Annotated in this window: 15 protein-coding genes, 3 pseudogenes and 1 riboswitch; of the genes and pseudogenes, 10 read left to right on the forward strand and 8 right to left on the reverse strand. The window is 58.6% G+C overall.

What is annotated here, in order from left to right; translation table 11 throughout:
- Nucleotides 1-222: 222 nt before the first annotated feature.
- Nucleotides 223-354, reverse strand: a pseudogene (locus tag AC0QTX_RS25605) (integrase core domain-containing protein); the annotation flags it as partial.
- Nucleotides 355-937: 583 nt separating this feature from the next.
- Here AC0QTX_RS25605 and AC0QTX_RS25610 point away from each other — a divergent pair.
- Nucleotides 938-1,969, forward strand: coding sequence for an IS110 family RNA-guided transposase (locus AC0QTX_RS25610; protein WP_474606624.1), 1,032 nt, complete (start codon nt 938-940; stop codon nt 1,967-1,969).
- 437 nt (nt 1,970-2,406) lie between these two features.
- On the opposite strand, the gene AC0QTX_RS25615 is transcribed toward AC0QTX_RS25610, so the two are convergent.
- Nucleotides 2,407-3,732: an aminotransferase-like domain-containing protein gene (locus tag AC0QTX_RS25615; protein ID WP_474606625.1), complete on the reverse strand. Its 1,326-nt coding sequence runs from the start codon at nt 3,730-3,732 to the stop codon at nt 2,407-2,409.
- A 100-nt stretch (nt 3,733-3,832) separates the two neighbouring features.
- Here AC0QTX_RS25615 and AC0QTX_RS25620 point away from each other — a divergent pair, with 100 nt between their 5' ends.
- The 5 genes from AC0QTX_RS25620 to AC0QTX_RS25640 are packed head-to-tail and all read left to right on the forward strand — an operon-like array spanning nt 3,833 to nt 8,692.
- Nucleotides 3,833-4,801 carry an ABC transporter substrate-binding protein gene (locus AC0QTX_RS25620; protein WP_474606626.1) on the forward strand — a complete coding sequence of 323 codons (969 nt, stop codon included), beginning with the start codon at nt 3,833-3,835 and terminating at the stop codon, nt 4,799-4,801.
- Between the two features lie 53 nt (nt 4,802-4,854).
- A complete protein-coding gene (locus tag AC0QTX_RS25625) occupies nt 4,855-5,745 on the forward strand; it encodes an ABC transporter substrate-binding protein (RefSeq protein WP_474606627.1) in 891 nt (296 codons plus the stop codon).
- The gene (locus AC0QTX_RS25630; RefSeq protein ID WP_474606628.1) at nt 5,742-6,674 is read left to right on the forward strand and encodes an amino acid ABC transporter permease; all 933 of its coding nucleotides are present in this window, start codon (nt 5,742-5,744) and stop codon (nt 6,672-6,674) included. The genes AC0QTX_RS25625 and AC0QTX_RS25630 overlap by 4 nt, the downstream gene beginning before the upstream one ends.
- A complete protein-coding gene (locus tag AC0QTX_RS25635) occupies nt 6,671-7,450 on the forward strand; it encodes an amino acid ABC transporter ATP-binding protein (protein ID WP_474606629.1) in 780 nt (259 codons plus the stop codon). Before AC0QTX_RS25630 ends, AC0QTX_RS25635 begins: the two co-directional genes overlap by 4 nt.
- Before the next feature lie 60 nt (nt 7,451-7,510).
- A complete protein-coding gene (locus tag AC0QTX_RS25640; protein WP_474606630.1) occupies nt 7,511-8,692 on the forward strand; it encodes a M20 aminoacylase family protein in 1,182 nt (393 codons plus the stop codon).
- Nucleotides 8,693-8,905: 213 nt separating this feature from the next.
- On the opposite strand, the gene AC0QTX_RS25645 is transcribed toward AC0QTX_RS25640, so the two are convergent.
- The 5 genes from AC0QTX_RS25645 to AC0QTX_RS25665 form a co-directional block, all read right to left on the reverse strand.
- The gene (locus tag AC0QTX_RS25645) at nt 8,906-9,859 is read right to left on the reverse strand and encodes a phosphotransferase (RefSeq protein WP_474606638.1); all 954 of its coding nucleotides are present in this window, start codon (nt 9,857-9,859) and stop codon (nt 8,906-8,908) included.
- Entirely contained in the window at nt 9,807-10,619 is an 813-nt protein-coding gene (locus AC0QTX_RS25650) for an energy-coupling factor transporter transmembrane component T family protein (protein ID WP_474606631.1), read from the reverse strand. Before AC0QTX_RS25650 ends, AC0QTX_RS25645 begins: the two co-directional genes overlap by 53 nt.
- On the reverse strand, nt 10,592-12,226 hold the full coding sequence (locus AC0QTX_RS25655; protein ID WP_474606632.1) for an ABC transporter ATP-binding protein: 1,635 nt from the start codon (nt 12,224-12,226) through the stop codon (nt 10,592-10,594). The genes AC0QTX_RS25650 and AC0QTX_RS25655 overlap by 28 nt, the downstream gene beginning before the upstream one ends.
- A 28-nt stretch (nt 12,227-12,254) precedes the next feature.
- A complete protein-coding gene (locus AC0QTX_RS25660; RefSeq protein WP_474606633.1) occupies nt 12,255-12,839 on the reverse strand; it encodes an ECF transporter S component in 585 nt (194 codons plus the stop codon).
- Between the two features lie 33 nt (nt 12,840-12,872).
- Nucleotides 12,873-13,481, reverse strand: a complete 609-nt coding sequence (locus AC0QTX_RS25665; protein ID WP_474606634.1) for a YkoF family thiamine/hydroxymethylpyrimidine-binding protein — start codon at nt 13,479-13,481, stop codon at nt 12,873-12,875.
- A riboswitch (TPP riboswitch) is annotated at nt 13,472-13,583 on the reverse strand. (Overlaps the previous gene by 10 nt.)
- A gap of 292 nt (nt 13,584-13,875) precedes the next feature.
- On the opposite strand from AC0QTX_RS25665, the pseudogene AC0QTX_RS25670 reads away from it, so the two are divergent.
- From AC0QTX_RS25670 to AC0QTX_RS25685, 4 genes and pseudogenes are all read left to right on the forward strand, one after another.
- Nucleotides 13,876-14,103 (forward strand): annotated as a pseudogene (locus AC0QTX_RS25670) (IS6 family transposase); the annotation flags it as partial.
- Nucleotides 14,104-14,317: 214 nt separating this feature from the next.
- Entirely contained in the window at nt 14,318-15,310 is a 993-nt protein-coding gene (locus AC0QTX_RS25675; protein WP_474606635.1) for an IS110 family transposase, read from the forward strand.
- Nucleotides 15,311-15,317: 7 nt separating this feature from the next.
- Nucleotides 15,318-15,797 (forward strand): annotated as a pseudogene (locus AC0QTX_RS25680) (IS6 family transposase); the annotation flags it as partial.
- Nucleotides 15,798-16,218: 421 nt separating this feature from the next.
- Nucleotides 16,219-16,506: a DUF2188 domain-containing protein gene (locus tag AC0QTX_RS25685; RefSeq protein ID WP_474606636.1), complete on the forward strand. Its 288-nt coding sequence runs from the start codon at nt 16,219-16,221 to the stop codon at nt 16,504-16,506.
- Between the two features lie 35 nt (nt 16,507-16,541).
- On the opposite strand, the gene AC0QTX_RS25690 is transcribed toward AC0QTX_RS25685, so the two are convergent.
- Nucleotides 16,542-17,453 carry a helix-turn-helix domain-containing protein gene (locus AC0QTX_RS25690; RefSeq protein ID WP_474606637.1) on the reverse strand — a complete coding sequence of 304 codons (912 nt, stop codon included), beginning with the start codon at nt 17,451-17,453 and terminating at the stop codon, nt 16,542-16,544.
- Nucleotides 17,454-17,792 lie beyond the last annotated feature (339 nt).

Raw genomic sequence — 17,792 nt, forward strand, 5'->3', positions numbered from 1 at the left:
ATTTGATTGGGTAGATACCGTAGGCTCTATCGAAGTGCCGCACGGCCCTTTATCGGATGCTCGTGAAGCAAGTCCGGCGGAAGGAGTCCCAAGTCTAATCCGAAATCCATGGCCACTTCCGATTGATGGTACCTAAGCGGGTAGATGGATTAGTCGGCAACCTGCCGCTTCTGGTCCCACCTTGTTCGTCGGGTAGTGTTGCCCCCGAAAGATCGGACGGGGTCATCCCGGGTGACATGAGGCGGTGAACTCACGCGGTGAACGATAACCGAGCGCCTTGTGTGGGTGAAGGCTGTTGTAGTGCTCGAACCATAACGGCAGGCTCTCCAGTCTGGTGCGGGCATCTGGGATCGGGCAGGCTCACGATCTCAAGCTGCGGCTCAAGGTAGGACAGATCTTCAGGATCGAGGGCCGCCAGGAGCCAGTTCCGGCGATGAGTGGCCTTCGACGCTGAGGACACCATGATAGGACCGTGTTGCATAGATCGGTTGGTGAGCACACGAGGCCCACTCGGTGCCGCCGCTTAAGCGATGCGGACGGACTTCGGGCGTCCAAACTCGAGCATCTGGTTTAAGGCCTGAACTGCGACAGCGACCTCGGTCGCACGACGCCGGTCGGTCCGCGAACGCAGCGCATCCCCAATCACTCGTTTAAGCCGGCTGATGGCGGCCTCAACCAAGGCACGCCGAGAGTACCCGGACCGCTTCTGCCAACCCTTGCCTCCATGCTCTGCGATGCTTTGGAGATGCCGGTCGCGCTGAGTCGGCGCGGTCTCCGCCGTATCGCTCGGTACCGCCGTTGATCGTGGCGGGATGATCACATCAGCGTCGGGATGAAGTTTAGCAACATGGGGTTATTCCGGGCCTGGTGCCCTTCGACGGCAAACTGAGGTCTGATGCGATCAGGCCCAAACTGGAAGCCAACGGAGAGTATCCTCATGAAGCACTATGTCGGGTTGGATGTATCGCTGGAGCAGACAGCCGTCTGCATCGTCGATGAGCACGGGAAGGCGCTCTGGCGTGGCAAATGCGCCTCGACGCCGGAAGCCATTGCGGCAGTCGTCGAAGTGAGAGCGCCGCATGTGGAGCGCATTGGCCTGGAAAGCGGCCCGTTGTCGGCATGGCACTGGCATGAGTTGAAGAAGCGCGGTCTGCCTGTGATCTGCCTGGATGCGCGCCATGCCAAGGCAGCGCTGTCGCTGCAGGTGAACAAGACCGACCCGAATGATGCGCTCGGGCTGGCACAAATCGTGCGCACGGGCTGGTACCGGGAGGTCACCGTCAAGAGCCTCGACAGCCAGGTGATCCGTAGCTTTCTCAGCTCGCGCGCTCGCTTAGTGGAGGTACGCGTGGACCTGATCAACCAGATCCGAGGCATGCTCAAGCCCTTTGGTCTGGTCGCTGGCAAGGGAGGCCGCCAGCCCTTCATCGACCGCGTGCGCGAGCTGGTGGCCGATGGGCCACTGAAGGATGCGGTTGAGGCACTCCTGACCGCCTTGCAGGAGGTCAGCCGGCAAATCGGCATCCTCTCCCGTCGCCTCATGGGGCTGGCGCGCCAGGATCAAGCGGCCCGCCGTCTGATGACGGCTCCCGGTGTCGGCTCTCTGGTGGCGCTGGCCTATATCAGTGTCATCGATGCGCCGGTACGGTTCTCGAAGTCCTCGAGTGTGGGAGCTTATCTTGGTCTGACCCCACGACGGTATCAGTCAGGCGAGATCGACCGAAGCGGTCGGATCTCCAAGTGCGGCGATCCGTTGCTGCGCACGTATCTGTTTGAGGCGGCCGAGATCCTGCTGAACCGGGTCTCGCGCTGGTCTGCGCTGAAGGCCTGGGGCACCCGGCTCGCCAAGAAGGTGGGCGGCAAGAAGGCGACCGTCGCGGTCGCGCGTAAGTTGGCGGTGATCCTGCACCGGATGTGGCGTGACAACACGGACTTCCGGTGGTCGCGCGAGGAAGGGCAGCCCGCATGAGATAAACACCTAAAGAGATCCGCCAGATCTGGCGGTACGATGTCCCTTGTCGGGACGAGGCAGCAGCCATCGCGTCGGCACCGTTGCGGCCTGAGACCTGAACCTCAGGGAGCAGATTGACCGCGTATGCAACATGGCGAGGCTGAGGCTTCCGACCCCATCATGCGGCGGTGTCTGCCGACCGCGGAGAGAACCATGACCCGACAGGTGATATCAGCCGAACTGACGGAACGGGCTGCTCAAACGGCTTGACCAGAATACCCGGAATAAGAGAACAGTACCTCCTATCGAGCCTACTATCATTATTTACTCTAGTGCGGTTGCGTCGCTGGTATCACACAGGAGATGTATGGACGAGACAACGCTCTTAATCTGAGGCACTCTAATTGGCGATGCAGTTGCGCCAAATCCAAAGCAGGTACTTGTTCAAAATTTACTCACGCGCCAGCAGCCAACGCAATAGAATCAGCAACCTTCTCATAGCGGTCAGAGAGAGTGGCAGTTGCAACGCGCAAATAGTATGTGGGCAGAATAGAGAACTTGGCACCAGGGTGGACGGCAATACCGTGGGCGGCAAGCGTCACCATCGCGAATGGCTCCGATGCCACCGGAACCCATGCGCATAGACCCGCACCATGCATGGCCTCTACTCCTTTCTGCTGTAAAGCGTTGACTAGATTAGCGCGTCGTTCTTGGTAGACCACCCGGGCGTGATCGACCGATGCCTGTGTCGCCGGATCGCGAAGCAGCCAAGCCGTAGCAGCCTGCAGGATGCGGCTCGTCCAGCCGGCGCTGAAGCTTCGGTAAGATTGGATCTGATCGACGATTGCCCGTGAACTGGAGAGGACAGCAAGTCGCAAGTCGGGTCCATGCGTTTTCGAGAAGGAAAGGATATGGATAACCCGGTCTGGAAAGTGGGCGCCCATGGAATGGCGGGGTGCGGCAGAGATATCTCCGATTCCATCATCCTCGACAATAAGCGTATCGGTGCCCCGCAGGATCTTCGCGAGATCTTCCAACCGCTCTCGGCTGACGCTCTGACCAGTAACCGAATGCAGCCGTGGCTGGAAGATAAAGGCGGCAGGCTTGAGTTTCATAGCTGCCTCAAGAGATGATGGCAAAGGCCCTTCGCTGTCACACTGAACCGGCAGGATACGCACATCCCGATCCTCCAAAATGTCGAGGAGGCGCATGCCGGTCGGGTTCTCGAGCGCGACCGATGCCCCTGGCGGCACAAGAGCATGGATAAGCGTATAAACGGCATTGTAACCGCCATTTGTCGCCAAGAAAGCTTCCGGTTCATAAGGCCAAATGTTCCTGACCGCCTCCTCCAGTTCCGGTAGGATGCGGCTACGCTCGTAACTGTTGAGGTTGTCCGCTGAGGCGCCGTAGGCCATTGCCCCAGCAAGAGGCGGCAACAGGTGAACGTCAGGTACAGCTGCGGTTAAGTTTAGGACTCCTTCGCCGTAGTTGCCGGAATTTCCCAAGCGTTGGGGCTTAGCGACGAAGCGGTCCCCGCTGACCCATGTACCGTTTCGGCCCCGCCCGCTGATGATCTTCTGGCGTCGCAGTTCACTCCACGCTTCTGAGATAGTCGCGGGGCTGATCCCAAGGGCAAAAGCGAGGTCACGGATAGGCGGCAACTTAGTACCAACTGGCAATGCACCAGCACGGATCAAGGCTCTTGTTTCGATGGCAATTCCACGAATTGTCCTGTCCGTCAGTTTCTCGGCGAACCAAGTTGCGTCTCTGCTCTCGTCCATACGACCCCAAATTTAATGTTCAATAACGTAAAAGGGTTTGATCAATCCAATTTGAACATTTTAACTGCTTGGAACACAAGTTTGTTGTGAGTGATTGCTGATGCCGCTAACCCTCCGACTTGCCCTTCGTGACTGGGATTACATGACGCCCCTAGTTCTGGGCGATGTTCAGTCCCCTCGCCTCAATGTTAAAGTCGATCGTGTTGGCACTCTCATTTCCAACGTTGGGCATGATCCAGCGTATGACGCAGCAGAGATGTCCTTTAGCCGCTACTCCCAGTTGCGACATGACGGTGATGAAAGCGTGGTTGGCATACCAAACTTCATCATGCGAGGCTTTCGCCACCGCTGTATCATTACTCTGAAAGAGAGCTCAATCCGCCGGTTATCGGATCTCGCCGGCAAGAAGATCGGTGTGACCGGCTGGAGGGATTCCGGAAATACTTGGACCCGCGCTGCTATCCGCCGCGAAGGCATCGAAGTCGACGATGCTATGTGGTACGCAGGCCGGCTGACAGAAGCCCATCCGATCACGGATCGGCTCGATGGCTTTGGACGGCCAGGCCGTATTGAAGCCGCCCCCGGTGAACAGCCCATGGTCGATCTTCTAAAGAATGGTGGTCTGGACGCAATCTTCACCCCGTTCATGCCCCCAGGGTTTTTCGACCAGCACTCCCCTTTCCGCCAAGTTCTTGACGACTTCAGGGCCGCCGAGGTCACTTACTTCCACGAGGTTGGCTATGTACCAGGCATGCACCTGATCGGCTTCAAGGCCCAAATCGCTCAAGAAAATCCCTGGATCATGGACGAACTCAGCGAACTCATCGATGCGTCCCAGCGCATGTGGTTGCAGAAGCGTGAGAAGTACGCGGACACGACGCCCTGGATGATCGACGAGCTGCGCCGTTGCGCCGCCGATTTGCCGCTGTCGTGGAATATCAGTGGGCTTGAAGCGAACGAGGCTATGATCTCAGACTTCGCCAACGAACTTTACGCGCAGAAAATCCTGCCCCGCCGGCTTACGCCCGCTGAACTTTTTCCATGGCAGACAAAGAGCAGCCTTTTGTAGATCTTACCTAAAATCTGAAGAGCTTTCGTAGAACTTAAATGAGGGAACACAACATGTATCTGAAACTCATCATTTCCGCTACCTTCGCTGGTCTTGTCCTGGTAAGCCCTGTCTACGCGCAGGATGCAACAATCCCGAAACAGACAGTGAATGAACAACTGCGGGCGCGCTTGCCTGAGAACATCCGCGCTGAAGGCAAGATGATCTCAGTCAACAATGGCTCATTCCCTCCCTATGAAATCGTCACCGGCACCGAGATGACCGGTGCTAGTGACGATCTGACGGAAGCAATTGGTCAGCTCCTTGGCGTCAAGATTGAACATGCTACGGTCGGTGGTCTGCCGGCTCTGCTCACTGGTGTTAACTCAGGACGCTACCAATTCGCCTTCGGCCCAGTCGGCGATTTCAAGAGCCGCGAGGAAGCCAATGATTTTGTTGACTGGGTTCAAGAGTTTGTTGTCTTTGCGGTCCAGAAGGGCAATCCTAAGGGCATCACTTCGCTCGATACTGCCTGCGGCAATCGCATCGCTGTTATGGCCGGCGGCTCGGCCGAGCGTGTGATTCAGGTTCAGGCGGAAAAGTGCAAGACCGATGGCAAGGAACCCATCGTGGTTCAGTCTTACACGGATCAGCCGAGTTCAATTCTTGCGGTCCGCTCGAAGCGCGCAGAAGCGTTCTTCTCGTCTCAAGCGCCTCTCACCTATTTCGTTTCTCAGGCGAATGGTCAGCTCGAGCTGACAGGTGTCGGCCAGAAGAATGGCTTCGAGAACCTCTATCAAGGCGCAGTCGTGCCGAAGGGTTCACCGCTCGGGCCGCTGCTCCTCGACGCCATCAAAGTGTTGATGGAAAATGGCACTTATGCCGCGATCATGAAGAAATGGGGCCTTGAGAACAACATGATCAAGGAGCCAGGCATCAATCTTGGTGGGACTCTCCCGAAATGAGCCAACTTCATCTGACCAGCGCATCGCCTTCCGGCGGTGCGGACATCCGGGACGTGGCAACCGCCCACGTTCCGTTCCGTACGGGCCGATTAGTTCTCTGGGCAGTCATCCTCCTCGTTGCGTTGAACTTCGCTTGGATCGTCGCCAATAACGAGAACTTCGGTTGGCCGGTCGTTGCAGCATATCTCTTCGATCCGACAGTCATTAGTGGTCTCTACGTCAGCCTTTGGCTTACTGTTGTCGCCATGGTGCTTGGCACTATCCTCGGGTTGGTGCTGGCCATCGCTCGCATGTCCAAGGACGGGCTTGCAAGCTCGTCCGCGGGGCTTTTCATCTGGTTCTTTCGCGGCACACCGCTGCTCGTGCAGCTGATCTTCTGGTACAATCTCTCCACGTTGTTCCCGCAGATTTCGATCGCGATTCCCTTCGGCCCAACCCTGGCAAGTTGGGACACGAATTCAGTGATCACACCGATAACGGCTGCAATCGTCGGACTTGCGCTTAACGAAGCAGCCTATATGGCGGAAATCATCCGCGGTGGCCTTCTGTCTGTGGACCGAGGTCAAGCCGAAACGGCGGAAGCTTTCGGCATGACCAGAGGCAGGGCTTTGTGGCGTATTATCATTCCACAGGCCATGCGATCCATCGTTCCGCCGACCGGCAACCAGCTGATCAGCATGATCAAGGCGACCTCGCTCGTCAGCGTAATCGCGATGGCGGATCTGCTTTATTCCGTGCAGTCGATCTACAATCGTACTTTCGAGATTATCCCGATGCTGCTCGTTGCAGTCATTTGGTATTTGTTCATCACCTCGATCCTTAACATCGGGCAGAGCTATATCGAGGCTTATTACGGCCGCGGCGAACGCCAGACCGGAGCTGGCCCAACGCCGGCTGCTGCCGGAGCGGCTGTGGAGGCAAACCATTGAGTGCTGCCCAGACCATGAGGCCCCTTGTCCGGGCGCGCAACGTCCATAAGTCCTTTGATCAGCTCGAAGTGCTTAAGGGGATTGATCTCGATATCATGCCAGGAGAGGTCGTGGTGATCCTTGGCCCATCTGGCTCGGGAAAATCGACCTTCCTGCGCTGCATCAACCACCTAGAGGCTATCCACAAGGGCCTCATTGAAGTGGATGGTGAGCAGATGGGTTATCGAACTCGCAACAACCGCTTGGAAAAGCTGTCTGCGAATGCGATTGCCCGTCAGCGCCGGAAAATTGGAATGGTTTTCCAGCAATTCAACCTCTATCCGCATATGACGGTGCTGCAGAATATCATCGAAGCGCCCGTGGGTGTTCATGGCGAAAGCCGTAAGGAAGCATCCCAGAGCGCCATGAAGCTTCTCGAGCGGGTCGGCTTGCTGGAGAAAGCGAACAACTATCCTCGTCAGCTTTCTGGTGGCCAGCAGCAGCGGGTGGCGATAGCTCGCGCTTTAGCGATTAAGCCAAAACTGATGTTGTTCGATGAGCCGACATCAGCGCTGGATCCAGAACTGGTTGGTGAAGTTCTGGCGACTATGCGGGACCTTGCCAAGCAGGGTCTAACCATGATCGTTGTCACCCACGAGATCAGCTTTGCCCGTGAGGCGGCGGACCGAGTGGTATTCATGGATGATGGTAAGATCGTCGAGATGGGCAAGCCGGAGGACGTAATCGGAAACCCGCAGCATTCGCGCACGCAGGCATTTCTGTCGCGCTTTCTCTGATAGTTCACCCAGCAGTCCCTCAGATCTGCTGGTTTCTTGGTCACCATCCGGATGGATCTTATGCTCAACGACAACATATTTGCCCGCGTCTCGGATTTCGATGCCATGGAATCAGAACTGACGAGCATCCGCCAGCATCTTCACGCCAATCCGGAGCTCTCCTTTGAAGAGGCCGAAACGGCACGCTTCGTTGCCGAGAAGCTTGAGAGCTGGGGCTATGAGGTGGCCAGCAACGTCGGCGGCCACGGCGTCGTGGCGCGCCTGAGCGCGGGGAGTGGAAAGAAGGGTATTGCCATTCGCGCCGACATGGATGCTCTTCCAATTACGGAAGAGACGGGCCTTGCCTATGCGAGCATAAGCCTTGGCAAGATGCATGCCTGCGGCCATGACGGACATACGACCGTGCTTCTGGGCGCGGCTGAGTATCTTGCGCGCACCCGTCGTTTCAATGGCACTGTGACGCTGATATTTCAGCCGGCCGAGGAGGCTGGCAAGATCAGCGGTGCTCAAGCGATGATCGCTGACGGCCTGTTCGAGCGCTTTCCCTTTGATGCGATCTTTGGTCTGCACAACCATCCCGGTGCACCAGAGGGCAATATTCTTCTGCGCGCCGGCCCAATGATGGCCTCGTCCGATACCGTGAGTATCACTATTAGAGGTATTGGCGGTCACGCCTCTCGCCCGCATCTGACCGTCGACCCTGTGGTGATCGCTTGCAATCTCGTCGTCTCGTTGCAAACTATCGTATCTCGGAATGTTGACCCAACCCAGACTGCAGTTGTTACCGTCGGGACGATCCACGCGGGCAATGCCGTTAACGTTATCCCGGAGTATGCGAAACTCGCCCTCAGCGTCCGCTCTTTTGAACCGAAGATCCGTGACCTTCTCCAGCAGCGCATCACTAAATTGACTCAGTCCGTCGTCGAAGGCTACGGCGCCTCGGTCGAAATCGATTACGAGCGTGGGTACCCGGTTGTCGTCAACTCTGAGGCCGAGACGACATTCGCCCGCGCCGTAGCAGAGGAGCTCATTGGAACGGAAAGAGTCTCAACCTGCCACCTCATCCCAGGAAGTGAGGATTTCGCTTACTTCCTCGAACACAAGCCGGGAAGCTTCCTGCGCCTCGGCAACGGCATGAACTCCGCTATTCTGCATAGCTCGAAATATGACTTCGCCGACGGAAGTTTGACGACAGGAGCGGCACTTTGGGCCCGTTTGGTAGAGCGGTACCTCGAACCGTAACCTGCACAGAAACTGCGCCTACATTCGGCAATTTCGGCAAACATATCTTATGGAACCTAAACCGTTCCGGAGCTATGGAGTGTGAACTCGCGTCCGCGAGCAGTTGTACCTAACAAATATGGCTCCTGCCCCGGTCCTTGACCGGACTGTTGCAAGGTCTGGCCCATCCTCAACAGGAAGCTGTAGTTCTAGGCCTATTTTTGATCCGGGGTTTCACTTCAGTTCCGCGAGCCACTTCGTCCATCTTGGATCTTCAGCCAGTTGCATGGCGCTCGCCAACCGTTCGCACGACCATGAATTATAAGTTTTGATGCCCCAACGGTCTCTCTGCAGCCCACCCCATAGAGCATTCAAGGTACAGGTCAGCAGCTTGAACACCTGCAGCCGTCCATAGGTCACAGCGGCATCATCGTAGGACGCAAGCAACAGCTGTTCCCGGATCGCATCGAATGCGACCTCGACACTCAGGTAGGCCAGATCCCACGCCGGATCGTTCATGCGGGCATATTCCCAATCGATGAGGAACATGCGTGATCCGGCATCAAGGCAGTTCTCCGGCACTAGATCACAATGGCTCGGTACGAGCGGCACTGACGAGGCTGTCACCTGCGCTCGTGCCTCCTCCAGGGCTGCCTCCAATCTGGAGGGCAACACTGGCAGGTCACGAGATCGCCGCTGGCACTCAGCCCTATATTCGTCGATGATCGGGAAAGGGGCGAAGCATCGCTTGAGACGGAGGTCTGACCGATGCAGTCTGGCGACAACATGAGCTGCGCGCTGCACCGCGCTTGGATCCGCTTGGTAGGCTTCGATGCTCATGGGCGTTGCTTCCTCAATGAACCGGGTCAGCATCACACCCTGAGGATTGGCGAAGAGAACGGGAGGCCCAATCCCGACTGTACCGGCGAAGCGTGCTGCGTTCACCTCTTCCTGACGGTCGATGTGGAACGGCCCTGGGTTCGATCTTGGCACCCGCAGGACAAGAGAGCCGTCAGGCAGGTCCAAGCGGTAATTGGAATTGGAGAGCCCTCCCAAAGGTATGGCGATTTTCTCCAAGCGTAATCCGTGCAGCGCCGGGATCGCTGCAGCAAGGTCAGCTAAGATTCGGCTCCACTCAAAACCGGGCTGGCTCTTCATGCCCCACCTGAGATAGTGACAAGACTGCATCGATGTCAGAGAAAGCCGCGGCGCCGCACAAGGCAATGACAACGACCGCCGCAATCATGAAGACGGCATCAGATCGTTTGAAGTCTGGAGCATTCAGAACCGTCCGCGGTCCAACGGGTGAGAGGCCGCGCGCTTCCAGCGCGACCGCCGTTCGGCCGGCGCGGCGGATCGCAAAGGCAAGCAGCGGGATGACAAGACCAATGATTTCTGCCGGTCCCGGCACCCGCCGGATGCGGCGGCCCGTTTTCATCGCGCAGGCAAGCCGCATCTGCTGCGCTTCCGATGCGAGATCCGGAACAAGCAGCATCGCGGCAAAAAGAGAATAGCCAATCCGGGGCGGCAATCGGGCATGCACCATCAGGGCGCGCACCAAAGAGCCGGGATCAGTGGTCAGAGCAAAGAAACCCGAGATCATCCCACAGGCAACAGCGCGCAGAAACAAGGTGAGACCTGCCGAGAACGCATGCGAGCTCAGGAACGCCTCGCCCGCCATGCGCGTGGCAAAATCGCTGTCCAGCCGGAACAGCAGGCTGGTGGTCAGAAAGCCGAGGCCGAACAGACAGAATGGCACCATCAGCGCCAGAAGAAGCAGCGGCGACGTGCGATTGAGAGCGACAAGCGTGAAGCCCGTCACGACGATCAGGGCCATTTGGAAGTGCGCGTCGAAGACAAGGACGGATGCGACCAGGCCAACGATGCAGACGAGAAGCTTGCTGAGCGGGTTGAGCGCCCTCAGCATGATGCGACCCGATGCAGCCATTGCGCAGCTCTGGCACAGGCTGGCTCCGCCAGTCCGGCTCGCCGGAGGAGAGCCGCGTCCCTCATTAGCTCCTGCGTCGGACCGTCAGCCAGGATGCCGCCTTCACCGACTATGATCGAACGGGGGCAGAGGCACAAGGCAAGGTCCATATCGTGGGTGATGACGGCGACGGCGTGCCCCCTCCCCTGCAAGGCTTGGATCTCGCGCATGAGCGTCGATACGCCATGCCAATCAAGGCCCGCCATCGGCTCATCCAGCACGAGCAGCGGCCAGCGGTCTGACGCGGTGAGGGCCGCAAGGGCCAATCTTCGCTTCTGGCCCTGAGACAACTCGAACGGATGCCGCTTCTCAAGGCCAGAAAGCCCCCATGTCGCCAAGGCGCTGGCCACATGTTCAGCCTTGTCCCTTGCCGCAATCTGCTTGGGAAGAGCATCCAGGATCTCATCATGCACCGTGCCGGCAGTGAACTGGTTCTCCGGCCGCTGGAACGCATAGCCGCCTGGTGCGCCGGTTCTGCTCCCCGCCTTCAATCGGAGGAGGCCGGATAGGCAAAGACCGAGCGTCGACTTGCCAGCACCGTTCGCCCCGAGAATACCGAGGATTTCGCCCTTATGGATGGCAAGGTCGATGTTGCGCAGGACCGTGGGCCCGAGGAACGGCGCGCACTCGGCGTTCACAAGCCGCGCCAGGATCGGAGCACCCGATGCAGCCTCGGTGCTTCGCGCCATATAGTCACCAAGGAAAGCCTCGACAGCCGGAAGGGCTTTTGCGACATCTTCGCGGAAGGATGCTCCCGGGTTGATGTGTGCGAGAGCCTCCTCGACGGACAGCGGAGAAAGCGCAGGGGCGATGCCGGCCTGCTGCAAATGGGCATCGAGCGCACTCGCCACCGGGCACCAAATGCCTTGGGATGTCAGCAGGTCGCGTTTGGTCCGGAAGACGGCACGCGGATGCCCTTCGGCAAGAAGGGTGCCGTCTCTGCCGAGGACAACCATGCGATCGATGTGCTGGATCAGGCCCTCCAGCCGGTGGTCGACAATGAGGACGCTGCGATCAGGATCATGCTCGGTCAGCAGTGCGTGCAGGCGGTTCGCCGCCTGTGGCGCAAGATGCGCCGTCGGCTCGTCGGCCACGAACAGGGGTGCGTTCTGCACAAGGGTCGCGGCCAGGGCGACGAGTTGCCGTTCGCCTCCTGACAATGTTGACGTCGGACGGCTGCGCCAGCTCTCCGGCACCCCGACCCGGCGCATCGCCTCCGTGACGCGTTCAGCGATGAGCATGGACGACAGGGCGCGGTTCTCCAGGGCAAAGGCGATTTCATCTTCGACCCGCATGCCGCAGAGCGTCTGGTCCGCGTCCTGAAAGTACTGCGCCACCTGGGGTGACCAAGCCCAGGGCTGTCTCGTCCCAATATCCACCCCAAAGAGGCGGATGTCTCCACTGACCGTCGCGGGGATGCTGTTTGGCACGAGGCCGGTCAGTGTCAGCAGGAGGGTGGACTTGCCCGAACCTGAAGGCCCCAGCAGAAGGACACGCTCGCCTGCCCGGACCACAAGGCTAACCGGTCCGACTGCCTGCCGCTTGGCAAAGGGATACTGAACCGACACCCTATGCCATTCGGCTGCGAAGCCGGTTCTAGGCGGTGACCGATCGCTTCGCATGATCAATAGCAAGACCGGCGAGGGCTCCGGTCCTGTAGAGCGCTTCCACAATGAGGTGCCCGAGCCACCCGCCCAACAGGGCGCCGCTGAGGCAGCGCAGGACAAACATGGCGATCAAGATGCCGGGCTGAAGGGCGCCGTAGTCGAAGCGGATCCAGGTATAGATGAAGGAGAAGATCGCAGCACCGACTCCTGCCGCGATCAATACCGGCAAGGAGTAGTTGCGCCATCGGGTGGCGGCGAAGACGACCTCGGCGCCCGCACCCTGAACCGCACCGGTCACCAGCAGCAATAGGCCGGCCGGGCTGCCGAGCAGGATCTGCACCGCTGCGGTGAGCACCTCCGCCGCGAAGGCAACGCCGGGCTTGCGGATAATCGCGGCAGCCACGATGGAGGCGATGAACCAGAAGCCCATCACCACGTCCATCGTCACTGGGCCGAAGACAGCCTGCGCGATCAGCCAGACCTGCACCCAACCCAGATAGAGCACGGCAAAGACCGCCCCAAGAACAGTGACGATAAGGGTCTCCCTCAACGTCCAACCTCGCATACCGGACATGGTGGTCTCCATGATGTGGAGTTGATGGATGACTTAAACGACGGTCGGGCTGTTCGCCGAGACCTTGAGGTCGAGGGCGACATGGCCCTGCGGTGCGCCAAAGCGCAGAAAGGCCTCGCTCAGTGTCGCGAAAACGGCCCCCGCATCACCCCGCAGCTTGGTGCAGAAGTTCTTGGAGCGGTCGAAGACGCCGGAGTTCTTGAGGAACTCGATGCAGCCGTAGATCTCGTCCATGTGGTGGCCGCTGCCGAGCGGATACAGCGAGAACTGGGCTGCCACTATCTGATCCGTCTGTGGGGCAGCCCCGACCTGCTCGATGGCGGCTGCGATCCGCTCCGCGAGCGGTTGGCCATAACGCGAGTCGTTCACGGGCGTGCAGATCGGATCGTCCGGTTCGCCTGGGCACCCGCGCGAGACGGTGGCGGTCAGAACGCAGTGCACTCCTTGACCAGCCGCGGCGATGAACAGATCGCGCATGGCCGGAAAAAGCTGGTCGGGCGGACCGACGAGCAGTGTCGAAATGTCGTCGGTTTCGATCCGGAAGTTCGGTCGGTAGGGCTCAAGCGCCTCGATCGCGCCGAGGATGACGCCGACGAAATCGTCGGTCATGGGATAAAGGGAGACTTGTGCGCCGGAAAACATCGTGTCCTCGCTCCGCTGGTATTACCCAGATCAGCTTGAGGGTCCGACGGTTTGGCACCGTCATCTCAGCCCCGGCAATACGGAGCACCCCTGTCGATGGAGCGTTCCTAACATTGATCGAGGCGCCCGTGCAACCTTGTCGGAAGATCTTTTCTCTCGGGCCTCTCATCAGTCCTGGCCCTGCCCATCGGCCTCTCTGCCGGGGAGGCACTTGGACAATCTCAAGACGCGTTAGAAAAGGCATCTGGTGAAATCACGGGGTAGCGCAGTTCCGAGTTGCGTCAGCATCAGGTTACTGCCTACTGACACCGGCAGCGGCAAGCCGGATCCGTCGCAAACTTTTTGTTTCAGCGTTTCAGCTACTGAGACCTTGGTCACAGTAATGGAGGACGCGGTGTTCAAGGGCAGGCATTTTGATCGATCGGTGATCCTGCTCTGCGTTCGGTGGTATTTGGCTTACAATCTGAGCCTGCGCAACTTGGAGGAGATGATGGCCGAGCGGGGCATCTCCGTCGACCATGCGACCGTCCACAGGTGGGTTATTCGCTACTCGCCCGAACTGCTCAAGCGCTTCAATCTTCGCAGACGAAGCGTCAGCCGGAAATGGCACGTGGATGAAACTTTGTATTTGATGGGTGTTGTGGGTCATTCCCACAGCATGGGGCCGGGATAGCTCGAATGAAACTTCAGACACAAGTCTGCGATGTAGATGGTGCGCCCGGCCTCACCACGCTCCCCAGCTGAGATCGGACGGTATCAAAGGTCATCCCGAGACGGGTAAGCCTGCATTGACAAGGTTGATCAGCGCAAGGGGCCTCCTGACGAGAGGAAGCTCTATGACAGTGTTCTTTGGCATTGATGTTGCAAAGGAGAAGCTCGATTGCGCGGTGGTCGTTCACGACCGACAGCGCCCCATCGGACAGAAGGTATTCCCCAACACCCCGGACGGTATCGAGAGAGCGGCTGCTTGGGTGACAAGGATCTCTAAGGTCGAGCTATCGGAGGTTCATGCGGTTCTCGAGCCGACAGCGGCCTACCACGAGCTTGCGGCCTGGCTCCTGGCTGTCAAAGGCATGACAGTCTCTCTCGCCAATCCAGCTCAGATCCGCAGTTTTGCCAAAGGCATGGCTGTCCTGAACAAGACTGACGAGATCGATGCAGTGCTATTGGCACGCTACGGCTGCTTGGCCCGACCAAAGGCCTGGATTCCACCCGCCGAGCGACTGATCGAGTTCCAGGCGCTGCTCGCACGGCTGGACGACCTGGAAGGCGATCTGCGCCGGGAGCAGAACCGGTATGAGCAGGCCTGCGTCCGTGGCTGCTCCGGCGCCATCAAGCACTCATTCGTCACGAGCATCAGGGCACTCAAAGCTCAGTGTAAACGCCTGCAGCAGGCCATCGCCGAGCATTTTGCCGCCCATGAAGATCTCCAAGCCGGTTTGGAGAGGCTACAGACCATCCCGGCGGTGGGTCCGAAGACAGCGATGCGGATGCTGGTACTGCTGCAGAGCCGCCCCTTCGAGACCGCTCGCCAAGTGGCCGCCTTCCTGGGTCTGGTGCCGATTGAGCGGCAGTCGGGCCGGAGCGTTCGCGGGCGGCCGCGACTCTCGAAGGCCGGCAATCCCCGGCTGCGTGCTGCGCTCTACATGGCAGCTGTTGTGGCGACGAAGTTGAACCCGGACATCAGAGCCCAGCAACAGCGGCTGCTCGCGCGCGGAAAGGCGAAGATGGCGACCTTGGGCGCTGCCATGCGCAAGCTGGTTCACATCTGCTTTGGCGTGCTGAAAAGCAAGGGCGGGTACTGCTATCCAGTCACTCACCAGACTTGACGGCTCAGACGGTATCTACATCAAAGTTCGTGGGCGATGGATGTACTTGTACCGGGCCATCGACAGCAATGGCGACACGGTTGAGTTCTGGTTCAGCGAACGACGAAACCTCATTGCGGCCAAGAGGTTTCTGCGCAAGGCGCTGAAGCGCCATGGCCGGCCTGAGCGGGTTGTGATCGATGGCAGCCAGACCAATCGAGAAGCGATCCTATCGTTTGACGCGACGAACCAACTGGAGGACCGATCAGGGCGGAAGCTGAAGCCGATCCGCATACGGCAAAGTGCCTACCTCAACAATCGCATCGAGCAGGATCACCGTGCCATCAAACGGCGGGTACGGCCGATGCTCGGGTTCAAATCCACGACCACTGCCCGTGTGATCCTGAGTGGCATCGAGATGGTGCACATGATGCGCAAAGGACAGGCGAAGTACGCCTGCAACTCGAATATATCGCTTTCAGAGCAGTTCGAGCTGCTCGCTGCATAACGAGGAGCGACGGTCGCCTCCGCCCCTTCAACTCCAGTCAGGATTTGCGACAGAGCCAAAATGCCTGCCCTTGAACACGCCACCCTCCGTCCCTGAACCCAGAGAGCAGTAGCTGAAACTCTGAAACAAAAACTCTGCGACGGATCCCTCGTCACTGGTTTCTATGTGGAAGCGTGGGAAGCCCACATCGGGATCGAAAGCCATCAAGAACGTGTCATCATAGCCGCCGTCCGGGTAAACCTCAGCAGTTCTCCTCCGGTAGATGCCCATACACGAAAGTCTAACTACCCAATCCCATATAACAGGTCCCTAAGCCGGCAAACTTAGAACTACAATAAGCAGCACGGGTTAACTGGGGCTATCCAGGATAGCAGTGCGCGAGCTGTGTCGCTGGACCAGCTAGGTGAGAGTGACTGGTGCGATGGCGGGCTTGTGCTACTGCGTTTTGGAAGAGGGCGGTCAGTGGAAGGTCCGCTTTCAGGAAAAAGACTTCCCCTACCCCTCCAGGGAAGCCGCGATCTCGGCCGCCGTTGAGACAGCCCAAAAGATTTCCCTCATTGACGAGGCAGCCCAGGTTCTTCTGCGCAGGGATGATGGAAGCTGGCAGTTAATTTGGGCGTCCAGCCTAGGTGACACAGCCGAGAATCCCAGCGATCAATTCCTTAGCGGCCTCGCTGCTTTTGGAGCTTACTTTTCTTTCGCAACATAACTTGGTGGGGCGGATCCCGGACACAGCAGCACTGCCTATCTACTCGATCGTATCGTGGCTGGAGTTATGCTCTTGTATCGCTTCATAGCTGTAGTGAGATGGCTCTGGCTGGAGAACCCGCTCAGGTACGCAACCTCGGTAATCGGTAGATCGCTCTCGAACAACATCAGCTCAGCTGCACCCAGCCGCAGTTGGAGCAGGTACTGGTGCGGGGACTGCCCAAAGCTGTTGCTGAAGGCTCGGATAAAGTGGCCGGGCGAGAGCTCACACAGGGCTGCAAGATCAACCACCGATATCCTGCGGGAGAAGTTCTCCTGGAGGTAGTCCCGCACGCGTCTGGCCTTGTGCGCAGGCAGGCCCCCTTCAGCTTTGCCTGGCGCTCTACCGGAACCCGCATAGGTACGCAGCAGGTGAATGCCGAATAAGGTGATCAGGGAGTCGACATAGAGTTCGTTTGCTACCTCCCTCTCCGACAGCTCGGCTTTCAGCATCTGAGCGATGCGGAGGGCCTTCTGGTCCACGATCCCAAAGGGAACCGGCTGGAGATCAATGCTGCCTCGATCGAGCTCTTGCTCTGCCAGTTCCAACAGCGTCTGAGGTGGAAGGGCAATATGGACATAGTTGGTTTCAGACGGCCAATTCCAGAAACTCTCCAGATTAACGGGGCTTATCTCGATCATTCCAACGGGCGCACTGAACTTTTGCAGTCGGCCGCCGCCATACCCAGCTTCTATGTTAGAACTTGGGGCGAGTGCTACGGACGCAAAGTGGCTCGTTGGTCGGAAGACCTCAGAGCCTGGTTGCCGAACGCAGTGAACTGCACCGCCCCTGAAGGTTGTCAGCCTTGGACCTGCCTCTTGCGGGATAGGGTCAAGAAGCCCCGGCTTTCTGGCTTTACTCTCAAGCTCTGCCTTGAGCTGATTGATAAGTTTGGCTGGATGATCCATTGTTGCCCCGCACCATCAGTATTTCCTGCGTGTTCTGATTCCCTCGGGCCAGCCTCTTGGGCGGCTGATTTCCTACTATAAGGATTAGCCCATCTTACCTTAGGGAAACAGACCTAAGGTGCCAAAAAGCTCAGCCTCAGCTGCGACGAAACCGCATAGGTTGGAATTAGGAACTTCTGAATAGAAAAGCCTCAACCCTCGCGCCGGCACTTGGTCTGAGGAATGGCGGATCGAGACTGAAGCGGGAGCCAGCCTGAAGGGCTCTGATGGGGTGGACGCCCCCCAACGGCCTTGGTGTGCCAAAGTGGAGGTGTTGAAGAGCACCACTTGAGGGAGGCG

Source organism: Microvirga sp. jy35, assembly GCF_056148915.1.

What these genes read in the sequence shown, in the direction of transcription:
- AC0QTX_RS25615 (WP_474606625.1), bottom strand. Translation starts at nt 3,732, where the DNA reads ATGGACGAGAGCAGAGACGCAACTTGGTTCGCCGAGAAACTGACGGAC.
- AC0QTX_RS25645 (WP_474606638.1), bottom strand. Translation starts at nt 9,859, where the DNA reads ATGCAGTCTTGTCACTATCTCAGGTGGGGCATGAAGAGCCAGCCCGGT.
- AC0QTX_RS25640 (WP_474606630.1), top strand. Translation starts at nt 7,511, where the DNA reads ATGCTCAACGACAACATATTTGCCCGCGTCTCGGATTTCGATGCCATG.
- AC0QTX_RS25630 (WP_474606628.1), top strand. Translation starts at nt 5,742, where the DNA reads ATGAGCCAACTTCATCTGACCAGCGCATCGCCTTCCGGCGGTGCGGAC.
- AC0QTX_RS25610 (WP_474606624.1), top strand. Translation starts at nt 938, where the DNA reads ATGAAGCACTATGTCGGGTTGGATGTATCGCTGGAGCAGACAGCCGTC.
- AC0QTX_RS25690 (WP_474606637.1), bottom strand. Translation starts at nt 17,453, where the DNA reads ATGGATCATCCAGCCAAACTTATCAATCAGCTCAAGGCAGAGCTTGAG.
- AC0QTX_RS25665 (WP_474606634.1), bottom strand. Translation starts at nt 13,481, where the DNA reads ATGTTTTCCGGCGCACAAGTCTCCCTTTATCCCATGACCGACGATTTC.
- AC0QTX_RS25675 (WP_474606635.1), top strand. Translation starts at nt 14,318, where the DNA reads ATGACAGTGTTCTTTGGCATTGATGTTGCAAAGGAGAAGCTCGATTGC.
- AC0QTX_RS25685 (WP_474606636.1), top strand. Translation starts at nt 16,219, where the DNA reads ATGGCGGGCTTGTGCTACTGCGTTTTGGAAGAGGGCGGTCAGTGGAAG.
- AC0QTX_RS25620 (WP_474606626.1), top strand. Translation starts at nt 3,833, where the DNA reads ATGCCGCTAACCCTCCGACTTGCCCTTCGTGACTGGGATTACATGACG.
- AC0QTX_RS25650 (WP_474606631.1), bottom strand. Translation starts at nt 10,619, where the DNA reads ATGGCTGCATCGGGTCGCATCATGCTGAGGGCGCTCAACCCGCTCAGC.
- AC0QTX_RS25660 (WP_474606633.1), bottom strand. Translation starts at nt 12,839, where the DNA reads ATGTCCGGTATGCGAGGTTGGACGTTGAGGGAGACCCTTATCGTCACT.
- AC0QTX_RS25625 (WP_474606627.1), top strand. Translation starts at nt 4,855, where the DNA reads ATGTATCTGAAACTCATCATTTCCGCTACCTTCGCTGGTCTTGTCCTG.